Here is a 21,212-nt window from a genome sequence, read left to right on the forward strand (position 1 = left end):
GGTGGTCAGAAGCCGCCTCCGCCGTCGAACCCGCCGCCTCCGCCGAAGTCGCCGCCGCCGAATCCGCCTCCGCCGGCGTCACCCGACCCGAAGTCGCCGGAGTCGAAGTCGGCCCCGGAGAAGTCGCCGCCCTGGAACTCGCCGCCGCCGTACTCCGCCGCGTAGGCCGGGGTCGCGAGCATCGAGCCGAGCATGGTGCCCACCAGCAGGCCGGGGAGCATGCCGCCGCCGAAATAGCCGCCCGCCCAGGGGCCGTACGCCGGTCCCGCCTCCCAGTACGGGCGGCGGCCGCCGTCGGTCTCGACGGTACGGGCCTGGGGGTCCTGGCCGTCGTCGAGGCGGGCGGCGTCGGCGGCGCAGACCGGGACCTCGCGGGCCGCGCCCCCGGCCGGAACCCAGCTGCGGTCCGTGGTGGAGGGGCCGTGGCGCGGGTCGAAGAAGCAGGGCGGCCGGCGCTCCGGCAACGGCCGCTTCTCGCGGCGGGCGCCCAGGACGGCGAGGGAGAACCGGCCGTCCTCCAGGGCCTGGGTCACCGCCCGGACGTCGTGCGGGCGCGTGGCGGAGCCCATCAGGGACTTGGCCTGGTCGTAGGAGTCCAGGGCGCGTTCGTAGTCGCCGCGCATGGTGTCGTCGGCGCCCGGTTCGGCCGGATGGAAGTCGAGGCGTTCCAGCTCCTCGCCGAAGGCGGTGATGTCCTCGTCGACGACGACCCGGAGCCGTTCGAGGGCCTCGCCCTCGGCCGCCTCCTTGCGGAGCCGGTTGCGGCGGACCACCGCGTAGGCACCGGCGCCGCCGGCGGCGGTGACCGCGCCGAGGGTGATCAGGCCGGCGACGGGCACGCCGCCGTCGTCCGCGCCCACGGACCCCCAGGAGGCGGGGGCGGAGCCGCGTACCGTCGGCAGGGCCTGATCGACGAAGTTGTTCAGCTCCGTCGCCGCGTCGACGCCCGGTTGGCGCACGGCCGTCACGAGGTTGCGCACCGCGTCCTGGGACATCACGGAGGAGTCCGCGCCGGCGTCGAAGCCGGTACCGAGCCGCACCGCGTAGAGCCCGGTCACCCCGGTCTCGGTCCGCAGGTTCCGCAGCAGGTCGTCCGGCGGGAATTCGGCGTTCGCGGGCAGGACTGCCACGAAGAGGGGCTTGTCCGCGTCCTCGATCTTCTGGGTGAGGGCGGCCGCCTCGGCCGTCGAGAGCTGGCCGGCGGCGCCCGGATCGACGTAGACCGGGCCCTGCTTCAGGGCCGCGGCCGCATCGGATATCCCCGTCGCCTTGGCGCCCGCGGAGGGGGCCAGGGCGAGGAGCAGCAGGAGTGCCAGCCCCGCGAGGGCCGACAGAAGGTGGAACGGCCGAGTCCTCATGCTTTGAAACTTACCCGAAAGGATGAAAACCAGGCCATACGGGCCGAACTATCTCGCGAGCCTCCTCCGCCTGCCTCGTACGCGTCCCGCTGAACGTCCTCCCCGTGCGCCCCGGCGGGGGCGCACGGGGAGGTACAAGGCGTCGCGCTCGGCGGAGCCGTCGCGTTCCTTCGCGCCCCTACTCGGCGGGGTCGATGCCCACCCGCAGCAGTCCGTAGGTGAAGGCGTCCTCCAGGGCCTGCCAGGAGGCGGCGATCACGTTCTCGCCGACGCCGACCGTCGACCACTCGCCGTTGCCGTCGCCGGTGGTGATGAGGACGCGGGTCGTGGACTCCGTGCCGTGACGGCCCTCCAGGATGCGGACCTTGTAATCCACCAGCTCGAACTTGGCGAGCTGGGGGTAGATCCGCTCCAGGGCGACCCGCATGGCGCGGTCCAGGGCGTTGACGGGGCCGTTGCCCTCGGCGGTGGCGACGATCCGTTCGCCCTTGGCCCAGAGCTTCACGGTCGCCTCGTTGGCGTGGATGCCGTCGGGCCGGTCCTCGACGATCGCGCGCCAGGACTCCGTACGGAAGTAGCGGCGCGGGCGGCCCTCCGCCTCCTCGCGGAGCAGCAGCTCGAAGGAGGCGTCGGCGGCCTCGTAGGTGTAGCCCTGGAGTTCGCGCTCCTTGACCCGCTCGACGACCCGGGCCACCAGCGCTCGGTCGTCACCGAGGTCGACGCCGAGCTCCTTGCCCTTGAGCTCGATGGAGGCCCGCCCGGCCATGTCGGAGACGAGCATCCGCATGGTGTTGCCGACCAGCTCGGGGTCGATGTGCTGGTAGAGGTCGGGGTCGACCTTGATCGCGGAGGCGTGCAGGCCCGCCTTGTGCGCGAAGGCGGAGACGCCGACGTAGGGCTGGTGGGTGGAGGGGGTGAGGTTCACGACCTCGGCGATGGCGTGCGAGATACGGGTCATCTCGGCCAGCGCGCCCTCGGGCAGCACCCGCTTGCCGTACTTCAGCTCCAGTGCGGCGACGACCGGGAAGAGGTTGGCGTTGCCGACCCGCTCGCCGTAGCCGTTGGCGGTGCACTGGACGTGGGTGGCGCCCGCGTCGACGGCGGCGAGGGTGTTGGCGACGGCGCAGCCGGTGTCGTCCTGGGCGTGGATGCCGAGGCGGGCGCCGGTGTCGGCGAGGACGGTGGCGACGACGGCCTGGACCTGGGCGGGGAGCATGCCGCCGTTGGTGTCGCAGAGGATCACGACGTCGGCGCCGGCTTCGGAGGCGGCGCGGACGACGGCCTTGGCGTAGGCGGGGTTCGCCTTGTAGCCGTCGAAGAAGTGCTCGCAGTCGACGAAGACGCGGCGGCCCTGGGAGACCAGGTGGGAGACGGTATCGCGGACCATCTCCACGTTCTCGTCCAGGGTGGTGCGCAGGGCGAGCTCGACGTGCCGGTCGTGCGACTTGGCGACCAGCGTGATCACCGGAGCGCCGGAGTCGAGGAGCGCCTTGACCTGGGGGTCCTCGGCGGCGCGGCCGCCGGCCCTGCGGGTCGCGCCGAAGGCGACGAGCTGGGCGTGCCGGAAGTCGATCTCCTCCCGGGCGCGGGCGAAGAACTCGGTGTCCCGCGGGTTGGCGCCGGGCCAGCCGCCCTCGATGAAACCCACGCCGAACGCGTCGAGGTGCCGCGCGATGGTCAGCTTGTCCGCGACGGTGAGGTTGATGCCCTCCCGCTGCGCCCCGTCGCGCAGCGTGGTGTCGAAGACGTGGAAGCTGTCGTCGGGACGCGGGCTCGCGTCGGTCTCCGTGGTCATGACTCTGATGGCTCCTGTCGGATGTGGCTCCGGAAGGTCTGGATCCACTTGCCCCCATTTTCGCGCGCGGTCGCCGTCCGGCGGTGGTGGGGCCGGAAAACGAAAAAACCCCTCGCGGGTGCGAGAGGTCTGCGCGCGGGTCTGGGGCACGGTGTCCACTGCCGCGGGGATCGAGCCACGGTTCAGCGGTCACTGCGGACCGGCGCGCTGCTGCCGATAATCATCGTGGTAGCAAGCACGCCCGCAGTCTCCCACAGGCAGGCCGCTCGCGGGACACGGATCTCACGATACGGAACGAGCGACGGCCCGCCGCGTCACGGCCGCCGAGGGGCGACCGTCCGGCTTCGCCCCGCCGCCTCACGGGCGGAGAAGCAGCGTCTCCTCGACGAAGTCCCGGACGTGGGCGAGGACCTGCTGCCGGCCGGTGCCCGGGATGCCGACGGCGACGTGGACGCTGAAGCCGTCGAGCAGCGCCCGCATCCGGGCCGCGTACCGGTCGGGGTCGACCGCCCGGAACTCCCCGCGCGAGACGCCCTCGGCGACCAGGGCGACCAGGTCGCGGTGCCAGGCCCCCTCGATGGCGGCCTGCCGGGCGCGGGCGTCGGCGTCGGCGTTCTGGGACCGGTTCCAGACCTCCAGCCACAGCGTCCAGTGCGGGTCGCGGGGCCCGTCGGGGACGTACACGTCCACGTACCCGTCGAGCCGCTCGCGCGCCGTACCGGGCCGGGAGAGCAGGGCGCTGCGCTCGGCGCCGAGCCGGCCCTCGCTCCACTCCAGGGTCTGCAGGAGCAGTTCGTCCTTGGTGCGGAAGTAGTAGAGGAGGTGGCCGCTGCTCATGCCGACCTGGCGGCCGAGCCCGGCCATCGTGAGCCCGTCGAGCCCGCGTTCGGCGATGGTGTCCATGGCGGCGGCGAGCAGCTCCTCACGCGGAGGAGCGGCGTTGTTGCGCCGCCGGGGGGCGGCCGGGTCGATGCGGGTCACTCGTACGTTCTATCCCATCGTTTCTCGGGGCTCCGGGCCGCGGGGCGTCTCGCCGTCCCGCGGTCCGGAGCCCGGCGGGTTCAGACCTTCGGCTGCTGCTGGGTGATGCAATGAATGCCGCCGCCGCCCGCGAAGATGGCGCGGGCGTCGACCAGCGTGACGGTCCGCTCCGGGAACAGCCGGCGGAAGACGCCCGCCGCGATCTCGTCGTTCGGGTCGTCGAAGCCGCACAGCACCACACCGCCATTGCAGAGGTAGTGGTTGATATACGAGTAGTCGACCCAGTCGCCCTCCTCGTCCTTCAGGACGGTCGGCGCCGGGATCTCGACGACCTCCAGCGGCCGGCCCTTCGCGTCCGTCTGGCGGCGGAGGAGGTCGACGTACATCCGGGAGCGCTCGTGGTCGGGGTGGGCCGGGTCCCGCTGGCTGTGGACGAGCACGACGCCCGGCTTCGCGAAGGCGGCGACGATGTCGACGTGGCCCTGGGTGCCGTAGAGGCCGTAGTCGCCGGTGAGGCCGTGCGGGAGCCAGATCGCCTTGGTCGTGCCGAGCTGGGCGTGGATCTCGGCCTCGACCTGCTCGCGGGTCCACTCCGGGTTGCGGCCCGCGCCGAGCTGGACGGTGTCGGTCAGCAGAACCGTTCCCTCACCGTCGACGTGGATCGCGCCGCCCTCGTTCACCAGCCGGCTGCTCCGCACCGTCACGCCCGCGAGGTCCGCGACATGGCGGGCGATCTTGGAGTCGTGCTCCCAGCGGGCCCAGTCCTGCCCGCCCCAGCCGTTGAACACCCAGTCCACGGCGGCCAGCTCGGTGCCGTTCGTGACGAAGGTGGGGCCGATGTCCCGCATCCAGGCGTCGTCGAGGTCCCGCTCGACCAGCTCGACGGCGTCGCCGAGCAGGGCCCGCGCGGAGTCCAGCTGCCCGGGGCCGACCACCATGGTCACCGGCTCGAAGCGGCGTACGGCACGGGCCACCGAGGCCCAGGCCGCGCGCGCCTCCGCCAGCTCCTCGTCGTTGGTGAAGGTGGGGTTGGGGCCGGGCCAGGCCATCCACGTGCGCTCGTGCGGGGCCCACTCCGGCGGCATACGGAAGGTCATGTGAAAGGTCCTCAGAGGAAGTAGAGACGGTTGAGGGAGATGGACTCGGCCGGTTCGGAGCGGATCGGGTCGCCGTCCAGCGACACCAGACCCGTCCGGCCGTCGACCGCGACGTCCCCGATACGGGAGTTGAGGAGCAGGTCGCCGGGGCCGATGCCGCGCGTGCCGCGGACGGCCACCCGGCGGCGGCGGGTCGGCATCGCGTCGGAGCCGAGATCGACGGCCGCCTGGGCGACGAAGGCGACCGAGATGTCGGCCGGGGTCGCTCCGTGGGCTCCGAACAGCGGTCCGAGGACGAGCGGCTCGCAGGTGTCCGTGGCGGCGTTGGGATCGCCCACGACCCCCCACGCGGGGAAGCCGGACTTCAGGACGAGCTGCGGCTTGGCGCCGAAGAACTCCGGCCGCCACAGCACGATGTCCGCCATCTTGCCGACCTCGATCGAGCCGATCTCGTGGGCGAGGCCGTGGGCGATCGCCGGGTTGACGGTCAGCTTGGCCATGTAGCGCAGCACGCGCGCGTTGTCGTCGTGCGCGCCGTCGCCCTCCAGCGGGCCCAGCTCGGCCTTCATCTTCCCGGCCATGGCGAAGGTCCGGCGTACGGTCTCGCCGGCCCTTCCCATCCCCTGCGCGTCGGAGGAGGTGATCCCGATCGCGCCGAGGTCGTGCAGGACGTCCTCCGCCCCCATCGTCCCGGCCCGGATCCGGTCGCGCGCCATGGCGGCGTCGCCCGGGAGGTCGGTCTTCAGGTCGTGGACGGAGACGATCATCCCGTAGTGCTCGGCGACCGCGTCGCGGCCGAAGGGCAGCGTGGGGTTGGTGGACGAGCCGATGACGTTCGGCACGCCCGCCATCTTCAGCACGTTCGGGACGTGCCCGCCGCCGCAGCCCTCGATGTGGAAGGCGTGGATCGTCCGGCCGTCCAGGACGCGCAGGGTGTCCTCGACCGAGAGGCATTCGTTGAGGCCGTCGCTGTGCAGGGCGACCTGGACGTCGTGCTCCTCGGCGACCCGCAGGGCGGTGTCCAGGGCGCGGGTGTGCGCGCCCATGTCCTCGTGGACCTTGAAGCCGGAGGCGCCGCCCTCGGCGAGCGCCTCGACCAGCGGGGCGGGGTCGGAGGAGGAGCCGCGGGCGAGGAAGCCGATGTTGACGGGCCAGGCGTCGAAGGCGTTGAAGGCGTGCTTGAGGGCCCACGGCGAGTTGACGCCGACGCCCCAGACGGGGCCGAACTCCTGCCCGATGACGGTGGTGACACCGGAGGAGAGGGAAGCCTCCATGATCCGCGGCGAGAGGAGGTGGACATGGGTGTCGATGGCTCCGGCGGTGGCGATGAGGCCCTCGCCGGAGACGATGGAGGTGCCCGTGCCGACGACGACGTCGACGCCGTCGAGGGTGTCCGGGTTGCCGGCCCGCCCGATGGCGTGGATCCGGCCCTCGCGGATGCCGATGGACACCTTGCGGATGCCCTGGACGGCGTCGATCACGAGGACGTTGCTGATCACCACGTCGCAGGTGTCGCGTACGGCCGCGGCCTTGAGGTGCAGTCCGTCGCGGGCGGTCTTGCCGAAGCCGGCGAGGAACTCGTCGCCCGGCTTCTGGGCGTCCGACTCGACCCGGACGACGAGGCCGGAGTCGCCCAGGACGACCCGGTCGCCCGTGCGGGGTCCGTGCACCGACGCGTACTCGTAGGGGTCCATCACGCCTCCGCTCCCAGGTAGCCACAGGCCGCCGCGCGCCGCAGGGCCTCTTCCTTCGCGCCGGGTCCGTCCAGCGGGCCGTCGACCAGGCCCGCGAAGCCGATGGCGACGCGGGCGCCGCCGATGGGGACGAGGCCGACCTCGGCCGCGCCGCCCGGGTCGAAGCGGAACGAGGAGCCGGCGGGGACGGCGAGCCGCATGCCGTAGGCGGCGGCGCGGTCGAAGTCGAGCCGGGGGTTGGCCTCGAAGAAGTGGAAGTGGGAGGTGACGCTGACGGGGACGGCCGCGGTGTTGCGGACGGTCAGGGTGAGCGCGGGCGGCTCCTCGGCGTGGGCCGGGGCCGGCAGCAGGGCGCCGGGGGCCGCCTCGCCGAGCGCACCGCCGCCGATCGGGTCGGAGACGACCGCCAGCCGCGAGCCGTCGTCGAAAACGGCCTCGACATGCACTTCGGTGACGACATCGGCCACCCCCGGCAGCACGTCGTCCGGGCCGAGGACGGACCGGGCGGCGGCGATCGCCTCGGCGAGCCGCCTGCCGTCGCGGGCCGCCTCGCAGACGGTGTCCGCGATGAGGGCGGTCGCCTCCGGCACATTGAGCCGCAGGCCCCGGGCCCGGCGGGCCCGGGCGAGCTCGGCGGCGCCGAAGAGCAGCAGCCGGTCGCGTTCCGTGGGGGTCAGTCGCACGTCAGAAACACCTCCTGTTTGAGTGACACTCTAAACCGAGAATCCGCCGCTTCCAAGCATTGACGGAGCCGGTCCGCATAGGTCACATTGAGCGTCGCTCAAAAACCTCGTCCGGACTCTAGCCCCCGCAGGGAGCCCCATGCCGATCGAACAGCGCGGAGTCGACACCATCCCCGAGGCGGAACGCACCAGCGGCCCCCGTGACCTCCTGTCGATCCTGCTCGGCTCGAACCTCTGCCTCGGCGTCATCGTCTTCGGATGGCTGCCCGTCTCCTTCGGCCTCGGCCTGTGGGCGTCGGTGACCTCCGTCGTCGCCGGCACCCTCGTCGGCGTCGCCTTCACCGCCCCGCTCGCGCTCGTCTCGCTGCGCACCGCGACCAACCTCTCCACCTCCAGCGGCGCCTTCTTCGGCGTGCGCGGACGGCTCGTCGGCTCGGTGGTCGGCCTGCTGCTCTCGCTCGGCTACACGGCGCTGACCCTGTGGATCGGCGGGGACGTGATGGTCGGCACGCTCGCCCGGCTGACCGGGCTGCCGACCGGCGGCGCCACCCACGCCGCCGTCTACGCCCTGCTCGCCGCCTGCACGGTCGTCGCCGCCGTGTACGGCTACCGGCTGCTGCTCCAGCTCAGCAAGGCGCTCGCGATCGGCATGATCGTGCTCCTCGCGCTCGGCGTGGCGGCCTACGCCGGCGATGCCACGGCCGCCGCCGTGCCGGACACCCCGTACCTCCTCGGCTCGTTCTGGCCGACCTGGGCGCTGGCCGCCGTCGCCGCCGGACTGAGCGGACCGGTCGCATTCATCACGCTCCTGGGCGACTACACCCGCTACGTCTCCCCCGCCCGGTACGGCGCGCGGACCGTCTGGCGCACCACCTGTCTCGGTCTCCTCGCCGGCCTGCTGATCCCCCAGCTCTTCGGTACGTACACGGCCCTGGCGGCGCGCGGCGCCCTCGACTACGCCGGGCCGCTCGTCGACGCCTCCCCGGTCTGGTACCTCGTCCCGCTGCTCCTCGCGGCGACGGCGGGCTCGGTCGGCAACGCCGGGCTCATGCTGTACTCGATGGGCCTCGACCTGGACGCGATCCTGCCGCGCACCACCCGGGCGCGGGCGACGCTGGTGGTCGCGGCGGTGGCGACGGCCTTCGTCTTCCTCGGCCACTTCGCCTCGGACGCGCAGACGGCCATGACGTCGTTCGTGCTGCTGCTCACCGCCATCGGCACGCCGTGGGCGGTGATCACGCTGATCGGGCACCGGCGCTGCGGCGGGGCGTACGACCCGGAGGCGCTCCAGGTCTACAACCGGCGGGCGCGCGGCGGAGCGTACTGGTTCTCGGCCGGCTGGCACCCGCGGGCCGTCGCCTCCTGGGCGCTCGGCGCCGGCGTGGGACTCGCGGCGGTGTCCACCCCGCTCTACGAAGGGCCGCTGCTCGCCCTGACCGGCGGGGTCGACTGCAGCTTCGTGCTGTCGGGCGCGGTGGGCGGCCTGCTCTACGCGGCGCTCACACCGAGGACGGCGGGGGCGCCGGTAACGGAGGCGGAGGCGGAGGTCGCCGTCTCCTGACGGGCCGGCACCCGGCCGGAAGCCTCTTCGACCGGAGGCCCCCGGCCGGAAGCCTCCCGACCCCCGGCGGGCGTACGCCCGGTCGACGCGCGGGGCCGCCCGGGTCCGGCGTACGGAACGACGAAGGGGCGCCCCGACGGCGGGGCGCCCCTTCGCACACACTCCCGGTGGTGTCAGCCGAGCTGGTGCGTCCAGCCGTGGACGTCCTCGGTCCTGCCGGTCTGGATGGCGAGCAGCGCGTCGCGCAGACGCATCGTCACCTCGCCCGGCCGGCCGTCCGACTGCCGCCACTCGCCGCGGGCCGCCTTGACCGTGCCGACCGGGGTGATCACCGCGGCCGTGCCGCAGGCGAAGACCTCGGTGAGGCTGCCGTTCTCGGAGTCGGCGTGCCACTGGTCGATGGAGACCCGGCCCTCCTCGGCCTCGTAGCCGAGGTCCTTGGCGAGCTGGAGGAGGGAGTCACGGGTGATGCCGGCGAGCAGGGAGCCGGTGAGCGTGGGGGTGACGATCCGGTTCCCGTACACGAAGTACAGGTTCATGCCGCCCAGCTCCTCGACCCACTTGTGCTCGACGGCGTCGAGGTAGGCGACCTGGTCGCAGCCCTTCTGCGCCGCCTCGGCCTGCGCGAGCAGGGAGGCCGCGTAGTTGCCGCCGGTCTTGGCGTCGCCGACGCCGCCGGGGACGGCGCGGACGCGGTCCTCGGAGAGCCAGATGGAGACGGGCTTCACGCCGCCGGGGAAGTACGGGCCGGCGGGCGAGGCGATGACGACGAAGAGGTACTCGTTGGCCGGGCGGACGCCGAGGCCGACCTCGGTCGCGATCATGAAGGGGCGGAGGTAGAGCGACTCCTCGCCGCCGTGCGCCGGGACCCATGCCTTGTCCTGCTGGACGAGCAGGTCACAGGCCTCGATGAAGGTCTCGACGGGCAGTTCGGGCATGGCGAGACGGCGGGCGGACGCCTGGAAGCGCCGGGCGTTGGCGTCGGGACGGAAGCTGGCGACGGTGCCGTCGGGCCTGCGGTACGCCTTCAGGCCCTCGAAGATCTCCTGGGCGTAGTGCAGGACGTTCGTGGCGGGGTCGAGGGAGAGCGGGCCGTACGGCACGAGCTGGCCGTCGTGCCAGCCGCGGCCCTCGGTCCAGCGGATCGTCACCATGTGGTCGGTGAAGTGGCGGCCGAACCCGGGGTTGGTCAGGATCGCCTCCCGCTCCGCTTCGGACAGCGGGCTGGAGGAGGGCTTGAGCTCGATCGTGGGCGTCGTCATCAGTGCGTGTCCTTCACCGGTTGTGTGTGACGGACCGCGCCGACGCCGCTACCAGTGCTCTGCTAGGACGTCCGAGCTTGCCCGCATGCCGCGGCCCCACGTTCGATTATCGCCCGTGGGAGGCGGTGCGGGAAACGGTGTGCGCGCGGTCCGGGATGTGAGAGGGGGCACCCGGGGACCGCGGAAGACGCCGGCCGCCGGGCGCGAAGGGCGACCCGGCGGCTGGGAGGTGATCAGTCGGCGGGTCAGCGCGCTACGCGTACCGCGAGCGCGTCGCCGATCTCTTCGGTCGTACGGACGGAGTCACCGCGCTCGGTCAGATCGGCGGCGACCGCGTCCTCGATGCGGCCGGCCTCGGTCTCGTGGCCGAGGTGGCGCAGGAGCAGTGCGACGGAAAGGACGGTGGCCGTCGGGTCCGCCTTGCCCTGGCCGGCGATGTCCGGCGCGGAGCCGTGGACCGGCTCGAACATGGACGGGAACTCGCCGCTGGGGTTGATGTTGCCGGAGGCGGCGACGCCGATGCCGCCGGAGACGGCCGCGGCGAGGTCGGTGATGATGTCGCCGAAGAGGTTGTCGGTGACGATCACGTCGAACCGCTCGGGCTGGGTGACGAGGAAGATCGTCGCCGCGTCCACGTGCAGATAGTCGGTGGTGACCTCGGGGAACTCCTCGGCCACCTTGGTGAAGATGTTGGTCCAGAGGTGACCGGCGTACGCCAGGACGTTGTTCTTGTGGACCAGCGTCAGCTTCTTGCGCGGGCGGGCCTGGGCGCGGGCGAAGGCGTCGCGGACCACGCGCTCGACGCCGAAGGCCGTGTTCACGGAGACCTCGGTGGCGACCTCGTGCGGCGTGCCGGTCCGGATGGAGCCGCCGTTGCCGGTGTACGGACCCTCGGTGCCCTCGCGGACCACCACGAAGTCGATCTCGGGCTGGCCCTTGAGCGGGGTCGACACGCCGGGGAGCAGCTTCGAGGGACGCAGGTTGACGTGGTGGTCGAAGAGGAAGCGGAGCTTCAGCAGGAAGCCGCGCTCCAGCACGCCGGACGGGACCGAGGGGTCGCCGATCGCGCCGAGCAGGATGGCGTCGTGCTGCTTCAGGGCCTCGGCGTCCGCGTCGGTGAGCGTCTCACCGGTCGCGTGGTAGCGCTTGGCGCCAAAGTCGTACTCCTTCGTCTCCAGCTTCACATCCTGCGGGAGCGCGGCGGCGAGGACCTTGAGGCCCTGGGCCACGACCTCCTGGCCGATGCCGTCGCCGGGAATGACTGCGAGATCGATGCTGTGAGACATGTCGGCACCCTACTCCCCGTCCCAGTCGCTGACACGCGCCGTCCACCATACGGACGCACGGCGCGCGTCGCGCCTCGGGACTCAGTGGCCGGTCTCGCCGCCGTTGTCGCGGCGGTCGAGGGCGCGCTGGAGGGCGGCGGCGGCGTTCTTGCGGGCCTCGTCCTGGGGGCGGGCGACGGAGTGGCGGACGCGACGGGCGGTCTGAGTGGTCATGAGGGATCGACTCCTTGAGATCAGTGGTGATCCGAGATCAGTGGTGATCGAAGGCGCCGGAGGGGGCGGGGAGCGCCGCCGCAGGGGTTGCCTGCACAGGGCGTCGCGCTCACGACCGCCATTCGCTCGATGGAGCGAGACGTTCGGCTCCTACAAAGCTAGGACAGCCGGCCGCATCTGTCTCCACAATTACTCGGACTTCCTACTATCTGAGACGGCGGCGCTCCGGCCGGGGTCCTCCGGCCCACGACTCGACGTCACTAGCTAGGTTGCTTTCCTACCTAGGTGGTGATGGAATGCAACCATGGCCGCAGACCGCAGATCCAGCTGGCTCAAGGGAGTCCTCGACCTGCTCGTCCTCTCCCGTCTGACCGACGGCGAGAGTTACGGGTACGAGATCGCCAAGGCCCTCGCCGAGGCGGGGCTCGGGGAGATCAAGGGCGGGACGCTCTATCCCGTGCTCAACCGCCTGGAGGAGGCCGGGTTCCTCGACGCCGAGTTCCGGGCCGCCGAACGGGGGCCCGGGCGGCGCTACTACCGGCTCACCGAGCGGGGGCGCGAGCACCTCGCCGCCGAGAGCGCGGCCTGGCTGACCTTCCACACCGCCGTACGCACCACGCTGAACACCGGGGGAATCGCATGAACACCGAGCCGGACACCTACTTCGACGAACTCGCCACCGCGCTGCGCGCCGCCGGCGTCCCGGCGGAGCAGATCACCGCCACCGTCTCCGAACTGCGCGGACACCTCGCTGACGCGGGCTCGTCGCCTGAGGAGGAGTTCGGCCCCGCCGCCCGGTTCGCGGCGCGCCTGGGCGGCACGGCGCCCACGGCGGCCGAGCCGGACGGAGGGGCGGAGACCTGGCTGTGGACGGCCGACATCTACAACGACCGTCGGCTGCTGGCCCACTACGGCGACCAGGGCTGGGAGGTCGAGGGCCTGGACGGGCTCGGCCGGTTCCGGTGCCGCCGGGTGCCCGGCGCCGCCCTGCGCTGGGAGTACCGCCGCGAGCTGATCAGCGGGAAGCGGCGCGCCGAGGCGCTCGACCGGCTGACCCCCGAAGGGTGGGAGATGTGCGGGGAGTGGACCGTCTACGCCTACTTCAAGCGTCCGAAGGCGGCGAGCGAGGGGCCGGCGGGGGCTCTCGATACCCTGCCGGCACGGCCCGGCCGGTGGCTCTTCCTCAGCCGTAAGGGCAAGGCGCTGCTGGCGGTCTGGGCGGTGCTGGTCGCCGCCATGGTGACGGTGGTCTTCTTCGGCGCCCTCGATCTGCCGCCGTTGACGGTGGTCTTCGCCGCGCTGTTCGGCCTGGCCGGCGGGCTGATCGGCCTGAAGCGGGACGCGGCCAAGGGCTGCCAGGGCTGAGCGCCCGAGGCCGGAAGCTGACGAAGGCGGGGGCTCCCGCTCTCAGAGCACGTCGCCGTCGCGCCAGTCGAAGGTGAGCGGCGCGGCGGGGTCCGGCAGGCGGGCGCCGGCGGCCGGGCGCAGGAAGGTGGAGTCCTCCTCGTCCGGCAGGGGGACGATCCCGCCGGGGCCGAGCACCTCGATCCGGCCGCCCCACAGCACCCAGCCGCGCGCCCGGTAGAGCGCCGCACCCTCGTCCGACGCGGACAGCGCCCCGAAGGCATAGGCCCCGTCGACGACCCGTTCCAGTCGGGCCATGACCTCACCGCCCAGCCCCTGCCGCCGCCGGTCGGCGCGGACGCCCACACCCTCGACGTACCCGACCCGGTGCGAACGGCCCCGGTGCAGCACCCGGCGCATCACGACGCTGCCGTGCGCGGCGATGCCGTGCTCGTCCTCGATCCAGGCGTGGACGCCGCCGAGGGCGTGGTCGAAGTCCTCGTCGGAGAAGCCGCCCTCGAAGGCGGCGTCGAGCATCCGCCGTACGGCCCGCAGCCGTACGGGCCCGAGCTCATGGGTGGCGGCGGTCGTCACGGTCATGGCCCCAGTCTCCCCCACGCCTCCCCGCCGCCCGGTCCCGGCGCGGTCCGCCCATGAGAACCGCCCCCGTCCTCGATTGGGGGACCGAGGAGGGGGGCGGTGTCGGGGGGACGGGCCGTCAGCGGCCCGTGCGGGGGTGTCAGCCCATGTGGGGGTAGCCGTACTCGGTCGGCGGGACCAGCGTCTCCTTGATGGCGCGGGTCAGCGTCCAGCGCATCAGGTTCTGCGGGGCGCCGGCCTTGTCGTTCGTACCGGAGGCGCGGCCGCCGCCGAAGGGCTGCTGGCCGACGACGGCGCCGGTCGACTTGTCGTTGATGTAGAAGTTGCCCGCGGCGAAGCGGAGCTTCTCCATCGTGTACGCCGTGGCGGCGCGGTCGCCGGAGATGACCGCGCCGGTCAGCGCGTAGTCCGAGGCCGACTCCATCTGGGTCAGCATCTCGTCGTACGCGTCGTCCTCGTAGACGTGCACGGCGAGGATCGGGCCGAAGTACTCGGTCGTGAAGACCTCGTTCTCCGGGTCGGAGCACTCGATGACGGTCGGGCGGACGAAGTAGCCCTCGGAGTCGTCGTAGGTGCCACCGGCGACGATCGTGCAGGTCGGGTCGGCCTTCGCGCGGTCGATCGCGGCCTTGTTCTTGGCGAAGGAGCGCTCGTCGATCACGGCGCCGATGAAGTTGGTCAGGTCGGTGACGTCACCCATCTTGATGCCGTCGACCTCCGCCGCGAACTCCTCCTTGAAGCCGTCGTTCCAGAGGGAGGCCGGGACGTAGGCGCGCGAGGACGCGGAGCACTTCTGGCCCTGGAACTCGAAGGAGCCGCGGGTCAGCGCCGTCTTCAGGATGCCGCGGTCGGCGCTCGGGTGGGCGACGACGAAGTCCTTGCCACCGGTCTCGCCGACGATCCGCGGGTAGGAGCGGTACGTCTCGATGTTGTTGCCGACCGTCTTCCACAGGTGCTGGAAGGTCTTGGTCGAGCCGGTGAAGTGGATGCCGGCCAGGTCGCGGTGGTTCAGGGCCACCTCGGAGACGGCGATGCCGTCGCCGGTCACCAGGTTGATGACGCCCTTGGGCAGGCCGGCCTCCTCCAGGAGCTCCATGAGGAGCACGGCGGAGTGGGTCTGCGTGGGGGACGGCTTCCAGACCACGACGTTGCCCATGAGGGCGGGGGCGGTGGGCAGGTTGCCCGCGATGGCCGTGAAGTTGAACGGCGTGATCGCGTAGACGAAGCCCTCCAGCGGGCGGTGGTCCAGCCGGTTCCACACGCCGGGGGAGTTCACCGTCGGCTGCTCGGCGAGGATCTGGCGGGCGTAGGAGACGTTGAAGCGCCAGAAGTCGACGAGCTCGCAGGGGGTGTCGATCTCCGCCTGCTGGGCCGTCTTGGACTGGCCGAGCATGGTGGAGGCGGCCAGCGTCTCGCGCCAGGGGCCGGCCAGCAGCTCGGCGGCGCGCAGGATGATCGCGGCGCGGTCGTCGAAGGACATGGCGCGCCAGGCCGGGGCGGCGGCCAGGGCGGCGTCGATCGCGTCCTGGGCGTCCTGCTGGGTGGCCGCGGCGAAGGTGCCGATGACCGCCTTGTGGTTGTGCGGCTGCACGACGTCGAAGCGCTCGCCGCCGCCCATGCGCTTGACCCCGCCGATGGTCATCGGCAGCTCGCGCGGGTTGTCGGCCAGCTCCTTGAGCTTGGCCTCCAGGCGGACGCGCTCGGCGGAACCGGGGGCGTAGCTGTGCACCGGCTCGTTGACCGGAGCGGGGACCTGGGTGACAGCGTCCATGAGTCTCGTTACTCCTTGTGAGAGGTGGGCTCAGCCCTTGGTGAGGATGGAGCGGGCGAAGAAGAGGAGGTTGGCCGGCTTCTCCGCGAGGCGGCGCATGAAGTAGCCGTACCAGTCGGTGCCGTACGCGGTGTAGACGCGCATCCGGTGTCCCTCGGCGGCGAGCCGGTTCTGCTCCTCGCCGCGGATGCCGTAGAGCATCTGGAACTCGTACTCGTCCAGTTTGCGCCCGGCGCGGCGGGCGAGCTCCTGGCCGACGGAGATCAGGCGCGGGTCGTGGGATCCGATCATCGGGTAGCCCTCGCCGTCCATGAGGATCCGCATGATCCGGACGTACGCCTTGTCGATCTCGGCCTTCTCCTGGAGGGCGACGGAGGCGGGCTCCTTGTAGGCGCCCTTCACGATCCGGACGCGGGAGCCGTTCGCGGCGAGGCGGCGGGCGTCCTCCTCGGTGCGGAAGAGGTACGCCTGGATGACGCAGCCGGTCTGCGGGAAGTCCTTCCGCAGCTCCTCGTGGATGGCGAACATCGAGTCGAGGGTGGTGTGGTCCTCGGCGTCCAGGGTGACCGTGGTGCCGATCTCGGCGGCGGCCTCGACGACCGGGCGGACGTTGGCCAGCGCCAGCTCGTGCCCGTTCTCCAGCGCCTGGCCGAACATCGAGAGCTTCACGGACATCTCGGCGCGCTCGCCGAGGCCCAGCTCCTTGAGGCGGCCGATCAGCTGCAGGTACGCGTCGCGCGCGGCGTGGGACTGCTCGACGGTGGTGATGTCCTCGCCGACGACGTCGAGGGTGACCTCCAGGCCGCGGCCGGTGAGGTCCTGGACGATCGGGATGACGTGGTCGACGGTCTCCCCGGCGATGAACCGGTCGACGACCTGCTTGGTCCCCGGGGCGGCCGAGACGAAACGGCGCATCTTGTCGCTGCGGGACGCGGCGAGGATCACGGGACCCAGCACGGGGACCTCCAGAAGGACAGGTGACGAAAGGTGCCTACCCGATCTTTCGCAAGGAACCGGGAAGAGCACGGAGAACCACCGTGAAACCTAAGGATCGCTCCGATCCTCTGCCATCGACACCTGTCACGCATCTGTGGACGGCATCTCATACAGATGTCTGAAGCGGGTGCGAGAATGGCGCTGTGAAGGGCGATTACCAGGAACTGGTGGACGAGATCTCCGCGCTGCTCGGGGCTCCGGCGACGCTGGAGAACCGCGATTTCGGGCTGATCGCCTTCGGCGCCCACGACAGCGAGGACGACGAGGCGATGGACCCCGTCCGGACGCGCTCGATCCTGACCCGGAAGTCCACCCCGGCGGTCCGCGCCTGGTTCGAGGGCTTCGGCATCACCCGGGCGACGGCTCCGGTCCGCATCCCCGCCGCCCCGGACGCCGGGGTCTTCCGGGACCGGATCTGCCTTCCCGTACGGCACCGGGGCGTCGTCCTCGGGTACGTCTGGCTGCTCGACGCCGAGCCGCACCCCACGCCCGGGCAGCTCGCGGCGGCCATGGAGGTCGCCACCCGGATCGGGGGCCTCCTCGCGGACGAGGAGCGGGCGGGCGCCGACCTGGCGCGCGAGTTCGCCGCGGTCCTGACCGCCGGGCGCGGCTGGCAGAGCGAGATGGCCGTCGCGGCGCTCCGGGTGGCCCTGGGGCCGAGCGCGGACGGTCTGCACACCGTCGTCTGCGTGACCCCCTGGCAGGGCGAGGTCCCGTCGATCCGGGCGGTCCCCGGCGCGGCGGCGGTCGCGACGCTCCCCGAGGGCGCGTCCCTCGCCGTCCTCGTACGACTGCGCACGGCCGAGGACCTCTCCCCCGCCCACACGGCCGCCGACCGGCTGCGCGCCGCCGCCCCGGCCGGCATCGCGAACCCCCGCCGGGGCCTCACGGAGCTCCCGGCGGCCTGGCGGGAGGCCAACACCGCGGCCCGCGCCGCCACGGCGCAGCCGACGCTCGGCCCGGTCGCGGAGTGGGCCGGCATCGGCCCGTACCGCCTGCTCGCGGCGCTCTACCACCCCGAGATCGATCCCGTGGTCGCCCCCCTGATCGCCCCCGCCCACGCCGAACTGGCCCGCACCGCCGAGGTGTTCCTGGACAGCGCGGGCCAGGCGGGCCGCGCGGCGGCGGCCCTGGGCATCCACCGCCAGACCCTCTACTACCGGCTCTCCCGGGTCGAGCAGCTCACCGGCCTGGACCTGGACGACGGCGAGGACCGCCTCCTGCTGCACATGTCCTTGAAGTCGGCCCGGCTCTGAGCCTCCGGCGGTCCGGCCCTGCGGGCCGATTTATAGGATCACCCCATGATCACGGGGAGTTGGGCGCCACCCACGCACACCGAGCGGACGCCGTACGAGGCCCGGAGGCGGCCACCCGCGGCGGCGGGCCCGCCCGGCGGCGGCTGCTCACCCACGCCGGCGGACACCCGCACGCGCCGGCCCCAGGACCCTTCGAGCCCCTACCGGAACCTCCCATGGTCATGAACCCCCACCACCCTCCCGCTCCCCACGGCGCCCCGTGGTCCCCGCCGTCCGAGACCGAACAGCTGCTGCAGGAGGCGGCGCTCCGCGGCGACCTCGCCGGACAGATCCGGGTCCTCGCCGAGGCCGAGCTGTTCGTCGGCGCCCCCCGGGCCGAGGTGGACGCCGAGCCGGAGACGGTCTACTGGCGGGAGCACCGGACACCTGCGGGGTTCCTCGTCCGGCCGGTCCTCACCCGCGGGATGCTGCCTCCCTGGCAACCGGACTGGGTCTTCCACCACATCACCCTCCGGTACGCCGCCGAGTTCACCTGGCGCGACCCCCGGACGCTCCTGGCCGTCAACGGCGACACCCCCGGGCAACTGCTCCTGCCCGCCACGCCCGAGCACCGCGCGGCATGGCTGCGCGCGTACGGCGAGCGGGAGCAGGGGCGGAGCGACCGCTTCGCCGCGCTGCGGCACGGGCCCCTGCACGGCCCGCTCGCCTTCGGCCTCGCGTGCGGCGCCCATCTGGCGTTCCGCAACGGCGTCCCGTGGAACGACGTCGGCTCCGCCTACAGGGGCTACACCCACGAACACGAAGCGCTCCGCGACAGCTGGGGCATCACCGACAGGGCGGGCTGGCGCAAGCAGCTCGACGCGCTCCTGGACGGCCGCAACAGTCCGCCGGAGCCGGACTTCGCCCTCCGCGTCCGCGAGGGGCTGCGCGAGGGGAGCGGCGCCGTGCCCTCGGCCGAGGAGTGGCGCGAGACGGCCGCGGGGCACGCCCAGGACCTCGGCGCGAGCCCGGCGACGGTGCGGCACATCGAGGAGCTGGTGCGCCGCATCCTGCGCTACGAGTCCCGGTTCCGGGCCGACGGACTGCTGCCGCCGGACGGGCGGGTGCGCAGGACCGTCGCGTACGACTACGGCCGGGCGGTGAACCTGACCCGCTGGGGCCTGTCGGCCCGCTTCTGCGCACCTCCGGAGGCCGAGCAGGCGATCGTCCACGCGGGGGCGCTGGCCCGCGCGGCGTACGGATCGTGGCAGGAGTACTCGGCGGGGTACGCGCTGGGTCGGGTGCTGCGGTTCGACGGCGAGGAGTACGGCCATTTCCACGGGGAGAGCGTGGCCGCCCACCGGGTCCTGACGGAGCACGCGGGCAGCCCCTGGCGGAACCTCTCCTGGCGCTGAGCGGCCCGTCCCCGCGGCTCCCGGCAGCACGGCACCCGGCGGCCGGACGGATCGTGCGGGACGATCGTCCGGCGCACCGGGTGCGGGGACCTGCGTGCGATCGGGCGGGGGTCAGATCAGGTTGACCGAGCGGGCCGAGTTGGCGCCGATCTCCTCCGAGATCTCCGCGAGCACGTTCGCCGGGACCGTGTCGTCGACGGTGAGCACGACGAGCGCCTCGCCGCCCTCCTCCGTACGGGAGACCTGCATGCCCGCGATGTTCAGACCGGCCTCGCCGAGGATCCGGCCGACCGTGCCGACGACGCCGGGGCGGTCTTCGTAGCGCAGCACGACCATGTGGTCGGCGAGCGCCAGGTCCACGTCGTACTCGCCGACGGCGACGATCTTCTGGAGGTGCTTGGGGCCCGCCAGGGTGCCGGAGACCGAGACCTCCTCGCCGCCCGAGAGCGTGCCGCGCACGGTGACGACGTTGCGGTGGTCCGGGGACTCGCTGGAGGTCGTCAGGCGGACCTCGACACCGCGCTCCTGCGCGAACAGCGGGGCGTTGACGTACGACACGGTCTCGTCGACCACGTCCTCGAACACGCCCTTGAGCGCGGAGAGTTCGAGCACCTTGACGTCGTGCTGGGTGATCTCGCCGTACACCTCGACGTCGAGGCGGACCGCGACCTCGCCGGCCAGCGCGGTGAAGATCCGGCCGAGGCGCTCGGCGAGCGGGAGGCCCGGCTTGACGTCCTCGGCGATGACGCCGCCCTGGACGTTGACCGCGTCCGGCACCAGCTCGCCGGCGAGCGCGAGGCGCACCGAGCGGGCGACCGCGATGCCGGCCTTCTCCTGGGCCTCGTCCGTGGACGCGCCGAGGTGCGGGGTGCAGACGACCTGGTCGAGCTCGAAGAGCGGGGAGTCCGTGCAGGGCTCCTTCGCGTACACGTCGAGACCGGCGCCGGCGACCCGACCCTCCTTGAGGGCGGAGAACAGCGCGGCCTCGTCGACGATGCCGCCGCGGGCGGCGTTGACGATCCGGACGGACGGCTTGACCTTGTGCAGCGCCTCGTCGCCGATGAGACCGAGGGTCTCGGGGGTCTTCGGCAGGTGGACGGTGATGAAGTCGGCGACCTCCAGGAGCTCGTCCAGGGCCAGCAGCTTCACCCCCATCTGGGCGGCGCGGGCCGGCTGCACGTAGGGGTCGTAGGCGACGATCTTCATACCGAACGCGGACATGCGCTGGGCGACCAGGACGCCGATGCGGCCGAGGCCGACGACGCCGAGGGTCTTCTCGCTCAGCTCGACGCCGGTGTACTTCGACCGCTTCCACTCGCCGTTCTTCAGGGCGGTGTTGGCCTGCGGGATGTTGCGGGCGGTGGCGACGAGCAGACCGCAGGCGAGCTCGGCGGCAGTGACGATGTTGGACGTCGGCGCGTTCACGACCATCACGCCGGCCTTGGTGGCGGCGGAGACGTCGACGTTGTCCAGGCCGACACCGGCGCGGGCGACGACACGGAGCTTCTTCGCGGCGGCGATGGCCTCCGCGTCGACCTTGGTCGCGGAGCGGACCAGGATCGCGTCCACGTCGGCGATGGCGGGAATCAGTTCGTCGCGGTCGGCGCCGTTGCAGTGCCGGATCTCGAAGTCCGGGCCCAGCGCGTCGACGGTGGCGGGCGACAGCTCTTCAGCGATGAGTACGACAGGTTTCGAGCTCACGTGAGTCCTCACAGATCCAGTGCGGACGGCCGTCCCGACGGCCGCATGCGGTGGAGGGGGCTTGCCGCGTGAAAGCGCACGACGCTGTGGGCCTGAACGCGAATGTTGTTGAGAGTGTAGTGGTGCGTCGGCGCACATCATGCGCCTCGTTGGCAGGATCACCCGTCCGTGGTTGGACGGGCTGTCCAACGATGCGCCGCGGGGCCGGACACCCTGTCCG

At 72.4% G+C, this 21,212-nt stretch carries 18 protein-coding genes; 5 read left to right on the forward strand and 13 right to left on the reverse strand.

Annotation, left to right across the window (positions count from 1 at the left end; genetic code table 11):
- Positions 1 to 5: 5 nt before the first annotated feature.
- From ACZ6RC_RS30085 to ureA, 6 genes are all read right to left on the reverse strand, one after another.
- Positions 6 to 1,358: a hypothetical protein gene (locus ACZ6RC_RS30085; protein ID WP_469589120.1), complete on the reverse strand. Its 1,353-nt coding sequence runs from the start codon at positions 1,356 to 1,358 to the stop codon at positions 6 to 8.
- 178 nt (positions 1,359 to 1,536) lie between these two features.
- Entirely contained in the window at positions 1,537 to 3,153 is a 1,617-nt protein-coding gene (cimA, locus tag ACZ6RC_RS30090; protein ID WP_391138949.1) for a citramalate synthase, read from the reverse strand.
- Positions 3,154 to 3,510: 357 nt separating this feature from the next.
- Positions 3,511 to 4,071, reverse strand: coding sequence for a TetR/AcrR family transcriptional regulator (locus ACZ6RC_RS30095; RefSeq protein ID WP_391139656.1), 561 nt, complete (start codon positions 4,069 to 4,071; stop codon positions 3,511 to 3,513).
- A gap of 143 nt (positions 4,072 to 4,214) precedes the next feature.
- Entirely contained in the window at positions 4,215 to 5,231 is a 1,017-nt protein-coding gene (locus ACZ6RC_RS30100) for an agmatine deiminase family protein (RefSeq protein ID WP_469589124.1), read from the reverse strand.
- 11 nt (positions 5,232 to 5,242) lie between these two features.
- Entirely contained in the window at positions 5,243 to 6,925 is a 1,683-nt protein-coding gene (locus ACZ6RC_RS30105) for an urease subunit alpha (protein WP_391139657.1), read from the reverse strand.
- A complete protein-coding gene (ureA, locus tag ACZ6RC_RS30110; protein ID WP_391138953.1) occupies positions 6,925 to 7,608 on the reverse strand; it encodes an urease subunit gamma in 684 nt (227 codons plus the stop codon). Before ureA ends, ACZ6RC_RS30105 begins: the two co-directional genes overlap by 1 nt.
- Before the next feature lie 139 nt (positions 7,609 to 7,747).
- On the opposite strand from ureA, the gene ACZ6RC_RS30115 reads away from it, so the two are divergent.
- Complete coding sequence (locus ACZ6RC_RS30115) at positions 7,748 to 9,169, forward strand: cytosine permease (protein WP_391138955.1); 1,422 nt, start codon at positions 7,748 to 7,750, stop codon at positions 9,167 to 9,169.
- A 173-nt stretch (positions 9,170 to 9,342) separates the two neighbouring features.
- Here the strand turns inward: ACZ6RC_RS30115 and ACZ6RC_RS30120 are convergent, their stop codons facing one another.
- From ACZ6RC_RS30120 to ACZ6RC_RS30130, 3 genes are all read right to left on the reverse strand, one after another.
- The gene (locus ACZ6RC_RS30120; protein ID WP_453618616.1) at positions 9,343 to 10,431 is read right to left on the reverse strand and encodes a branched-chain amino acid aminotransferase; all 1,089 of its coding nucleotides are present in this window, start codon (positions 10,429 to 10,431) and stop codon (positions 9,343 to 9,345) included.
- A gap of 245 nt (positions 10,432 to 10,676) precedes the next feature.
- Positions 10,677 to 11,717, reverse strand: coding sequence for a 3-isopropylmalate dehydrogenase (locus ACZ6RC_RS30125; RefSeq protein ID WP_391138959.1), 1,041 nt, complete (start codon positions 11,715 to 11,717; stop codon positions 10,677 to 10,679).
- 81 nt (positions 11,718 to 11,798) lie between these two features.
- Positions 11,799 to 11,930 carry a hypothetical protein gene (locus ACZ6RC_RS30130; RefSeq protein ID WP_391138961.1) on the reverse strand — a complete coding sequence of 44 codons (132 nt, stop codon included), beginning with the start codon at positions 11,928 to 11,930 and terminating at the stop codon, positions 11,799 to 11,801.
- 304 nt (positions 11,931 to 12,234) lie between these two features.
- Between ACZ6RC_RS30130 and ACZ6RC_RS30135 the strand changes: the two genes are divergently transcribed.
- Positions 12,235 to 12,573: a PadR family transcriptional regulator gene (locus ACZ6RC_RS30135; RefSeq protein ID WP_391138963.1), complete on the forward strand. Its 339-nt coding sequence runs from the start codon at positions 12,235 to 12,237 to the stop codon at positions 12,571 to 12,573.
- On the forward strand, positions 12,570 to 13,295 hold the full coding sequence (locus ACZ6RC_RS30140; protein WP_469589133.1) for a hypothetical protein: 726 nt from the start codon (positions 12,570 to 12,572) through the stop codon (positions 13,293 to 13,295). Before ACZ6RC_RS30135 ends, ACZ6RC_RS30140 begins: the two co-directional genes overlap by 4 nt.
- A gap of 42 nt (positions 13,296 to 13,337) precedes the next feature.
- Here the strand turns inward: ACZ6RC_RS30140 and ACZ6RC_RS30145 are convergent, their stop codons facing one another.
- The 3 genes from ACZ6RC_RS30145 to ACZ6RC_RS30155 form a co-directional block, all read right to left on the reverse strand.
- Positions 13,338 to 13,874 carry a GNAT family N-acetyltransferase gene (locus ACZ6RC_RS30145; RefSeq protein ID WP_469589136.1) on the reverse strand — a complete coding sequence of 179 codons (537 nt, stop codon included), beginning with the start codon at positions 13,872 to 13,874 and terminating at the stop codon, positions 13,338 to 13,340.
- Between the two features lie 139 nt (positions 13,875 to 14,013).
- Complete coding sequence (gene pruA, locus ACZ6RC_RS30150; RefSeq protein WP_469589140.1) at positions 14,014 to 15,645, reverse strand: L-glutamate gamma-semialdehyde dehydrogenase; 1,632 nt, start codon at positions 15,643 to 15,645, stop codon at positions 14,014 to 14,016.
- Between the two features lie 30 nt (positions 15,646 to 15,675).
- A complete protein-coding gene (locus ACZ6RC_RS30155; protein ID WP_453618621.1) occupies positions 15,676 to 16,602 on the reverse strand; it encodes a proline dehydrogenase family protein in 927 nt (308 codons plus the stop codon).
- A gap of 182 nt (positions 16,603 to 16,784) precedes the next feature.
- Between ACZ6RC_RS30155 and ACZ6RC_RS30160 the strand changes: the two genes are divergently transcribed.
- Both ACZ6RC_RS30160 and ACZ6RC_RS30165 read left to right on the forward strand, forming a co-directional pair.
- Positions 16,785 to 17,897, forward strand: a complete 1,113-nt coding sequence (locus tag ACZ6RC_RS30160) for a PucR family transcriptional regulator (protein WP_469589143.1) — start codon at positions 16,785 to 16,787, stop codon at positions 17,895 to 17,897.
- A 215-nt stretch (positions 17,898 to 18,112) separates the two neighbouring features.
- A complete protein-coding gene (locus tag ACZ6RC_RS30165) occupies positions 18,113 to 19,291 on the forward strand; it encodes a DUF1266 domain-containing protein (RefSeq protein ID WP_469589146.1) in 1,179 nt (392 codons plus the stop codon).
- A gap of 111 nt (positions 19,292 to 19,402) precedes the next feature.
- Here the strand turns inward: ACZ6RC_RS30165 and serA are convergent, their stop codons facing one another.
- On the reverse strand, positions 19,403 to 20,992 hold the full coding sequence (gene serA, locus ACZ6RC_RS30170; protein WP_391138977.1) for a phosphoglycerate dehydrogenase: 1,590 nt from the start codon (positions 20,990 to 20,992) through the stop codon (positions 19,403 to 19,405).
- Positions 20,993 to 21,212: the final 220 nt, after the last annotated feature.

Source organism: Streptomyces sp. NPDC048353, from assembly GCF_055587165.1.

Excerpts from the sequence above, each read along its gene's own strand:
- ACZ6RC_RS30085 (WP_469589120.1), bottom strand. The coding sequence starts at position 1,358 with ATGAGGACTCGGCCGTTCCACCTTCTGTCGGCCCTCGCGGGGCTGGCA.
- cimA (WP_391138949.1), bottom strand. The coding sequence starts at position 3,153 with ATGACCACGGAGACCGACGCGAGCCCGCGTCCCGACGACAGCTTCCAC.
- ACZ6RC_RS30100 (WP_469589124.1), bottom strand. The coding sequence starts at position 5,231 with ATGACCTTCCGTATGCCGCCGGAGTGGGCCCCGCACGAGCGCACGTGG.
- ACZ6RC_RS30105 (WP_391139657.1), bottom strand. The coding sequence starts at position 6,925 with ATGGACCCCTACGAGTACGCGTCGGTGCACGGACCCCGCACGGGCGAC.
- ACZ6RC_RS30115 (WP_391138955.1), top strand. The coding sequence starts at position 7,748 with ATGCCGATCGAACAGCGCGGAGTCGACACCATCCCCGAGGCGGAACGC.
- ACZ6RC_RS30120 (WP_453618616.1), bottom strand. The coding sequence starts at position 10,431 with ATGACGACGCCCACGATCGAGCTCAAGCCCTCCTCCAGCCCGCTGTCC.
- ACZ6RC_RS30125 (WP_391138959.1), bottom strand. The coding sequence starts at position 11,717 with ATGTCTCACAGCATCGATCTCGCAGTCATTCCCGGCGACGGCATCGGC.
- ACZ6RC_RS30130 (WP_391138961.1), bottom strand. The coding sequence starts at position 11,930 with ATGACCACTCAGACCGCCCGTCGCGTCCGCCACTCCGTCGCCCGCCCC.
- ACZ6RC_RS30135 (WP_391138963.1), top strand. The coding sequence starts at position 12,235 with ATGGCCGCAGACCGCAGATCCAGCTGGCTCAAGGGAGTCCTCGACCTG.
- ACZ6RC_RS30140 (WP_469589133.1), top strand. The coding sequence starts at position 12,570 with ATGAACACCGAGCCGGACACCTACTTCGACGAACTCGCCACCGCGCTG.
- ACZ6RC_RS30145 (WP_469589136.1), bottom strand. The coding sequence starts at position 13,874 with ATGACCGTGACGACCGCCGCCACCCATGAGCTCGGGCCCGTACGGCTG.
- pruA (WP_469589140.1), bottom strand. The coding sequence starts at position 15,645 with ATGGACGCTGTCACCCAGGTCCCCGCTCCGGTCAACGAGCCGGTGCAC.
- ACZ6RC_RS30165 (WP_469589146.1), top strand. The coding sequence starts at position 18,113 with ATGGTCATGAACCCCCACCACCCTCCCGCTCCCCACGGCGCCCCGTGG.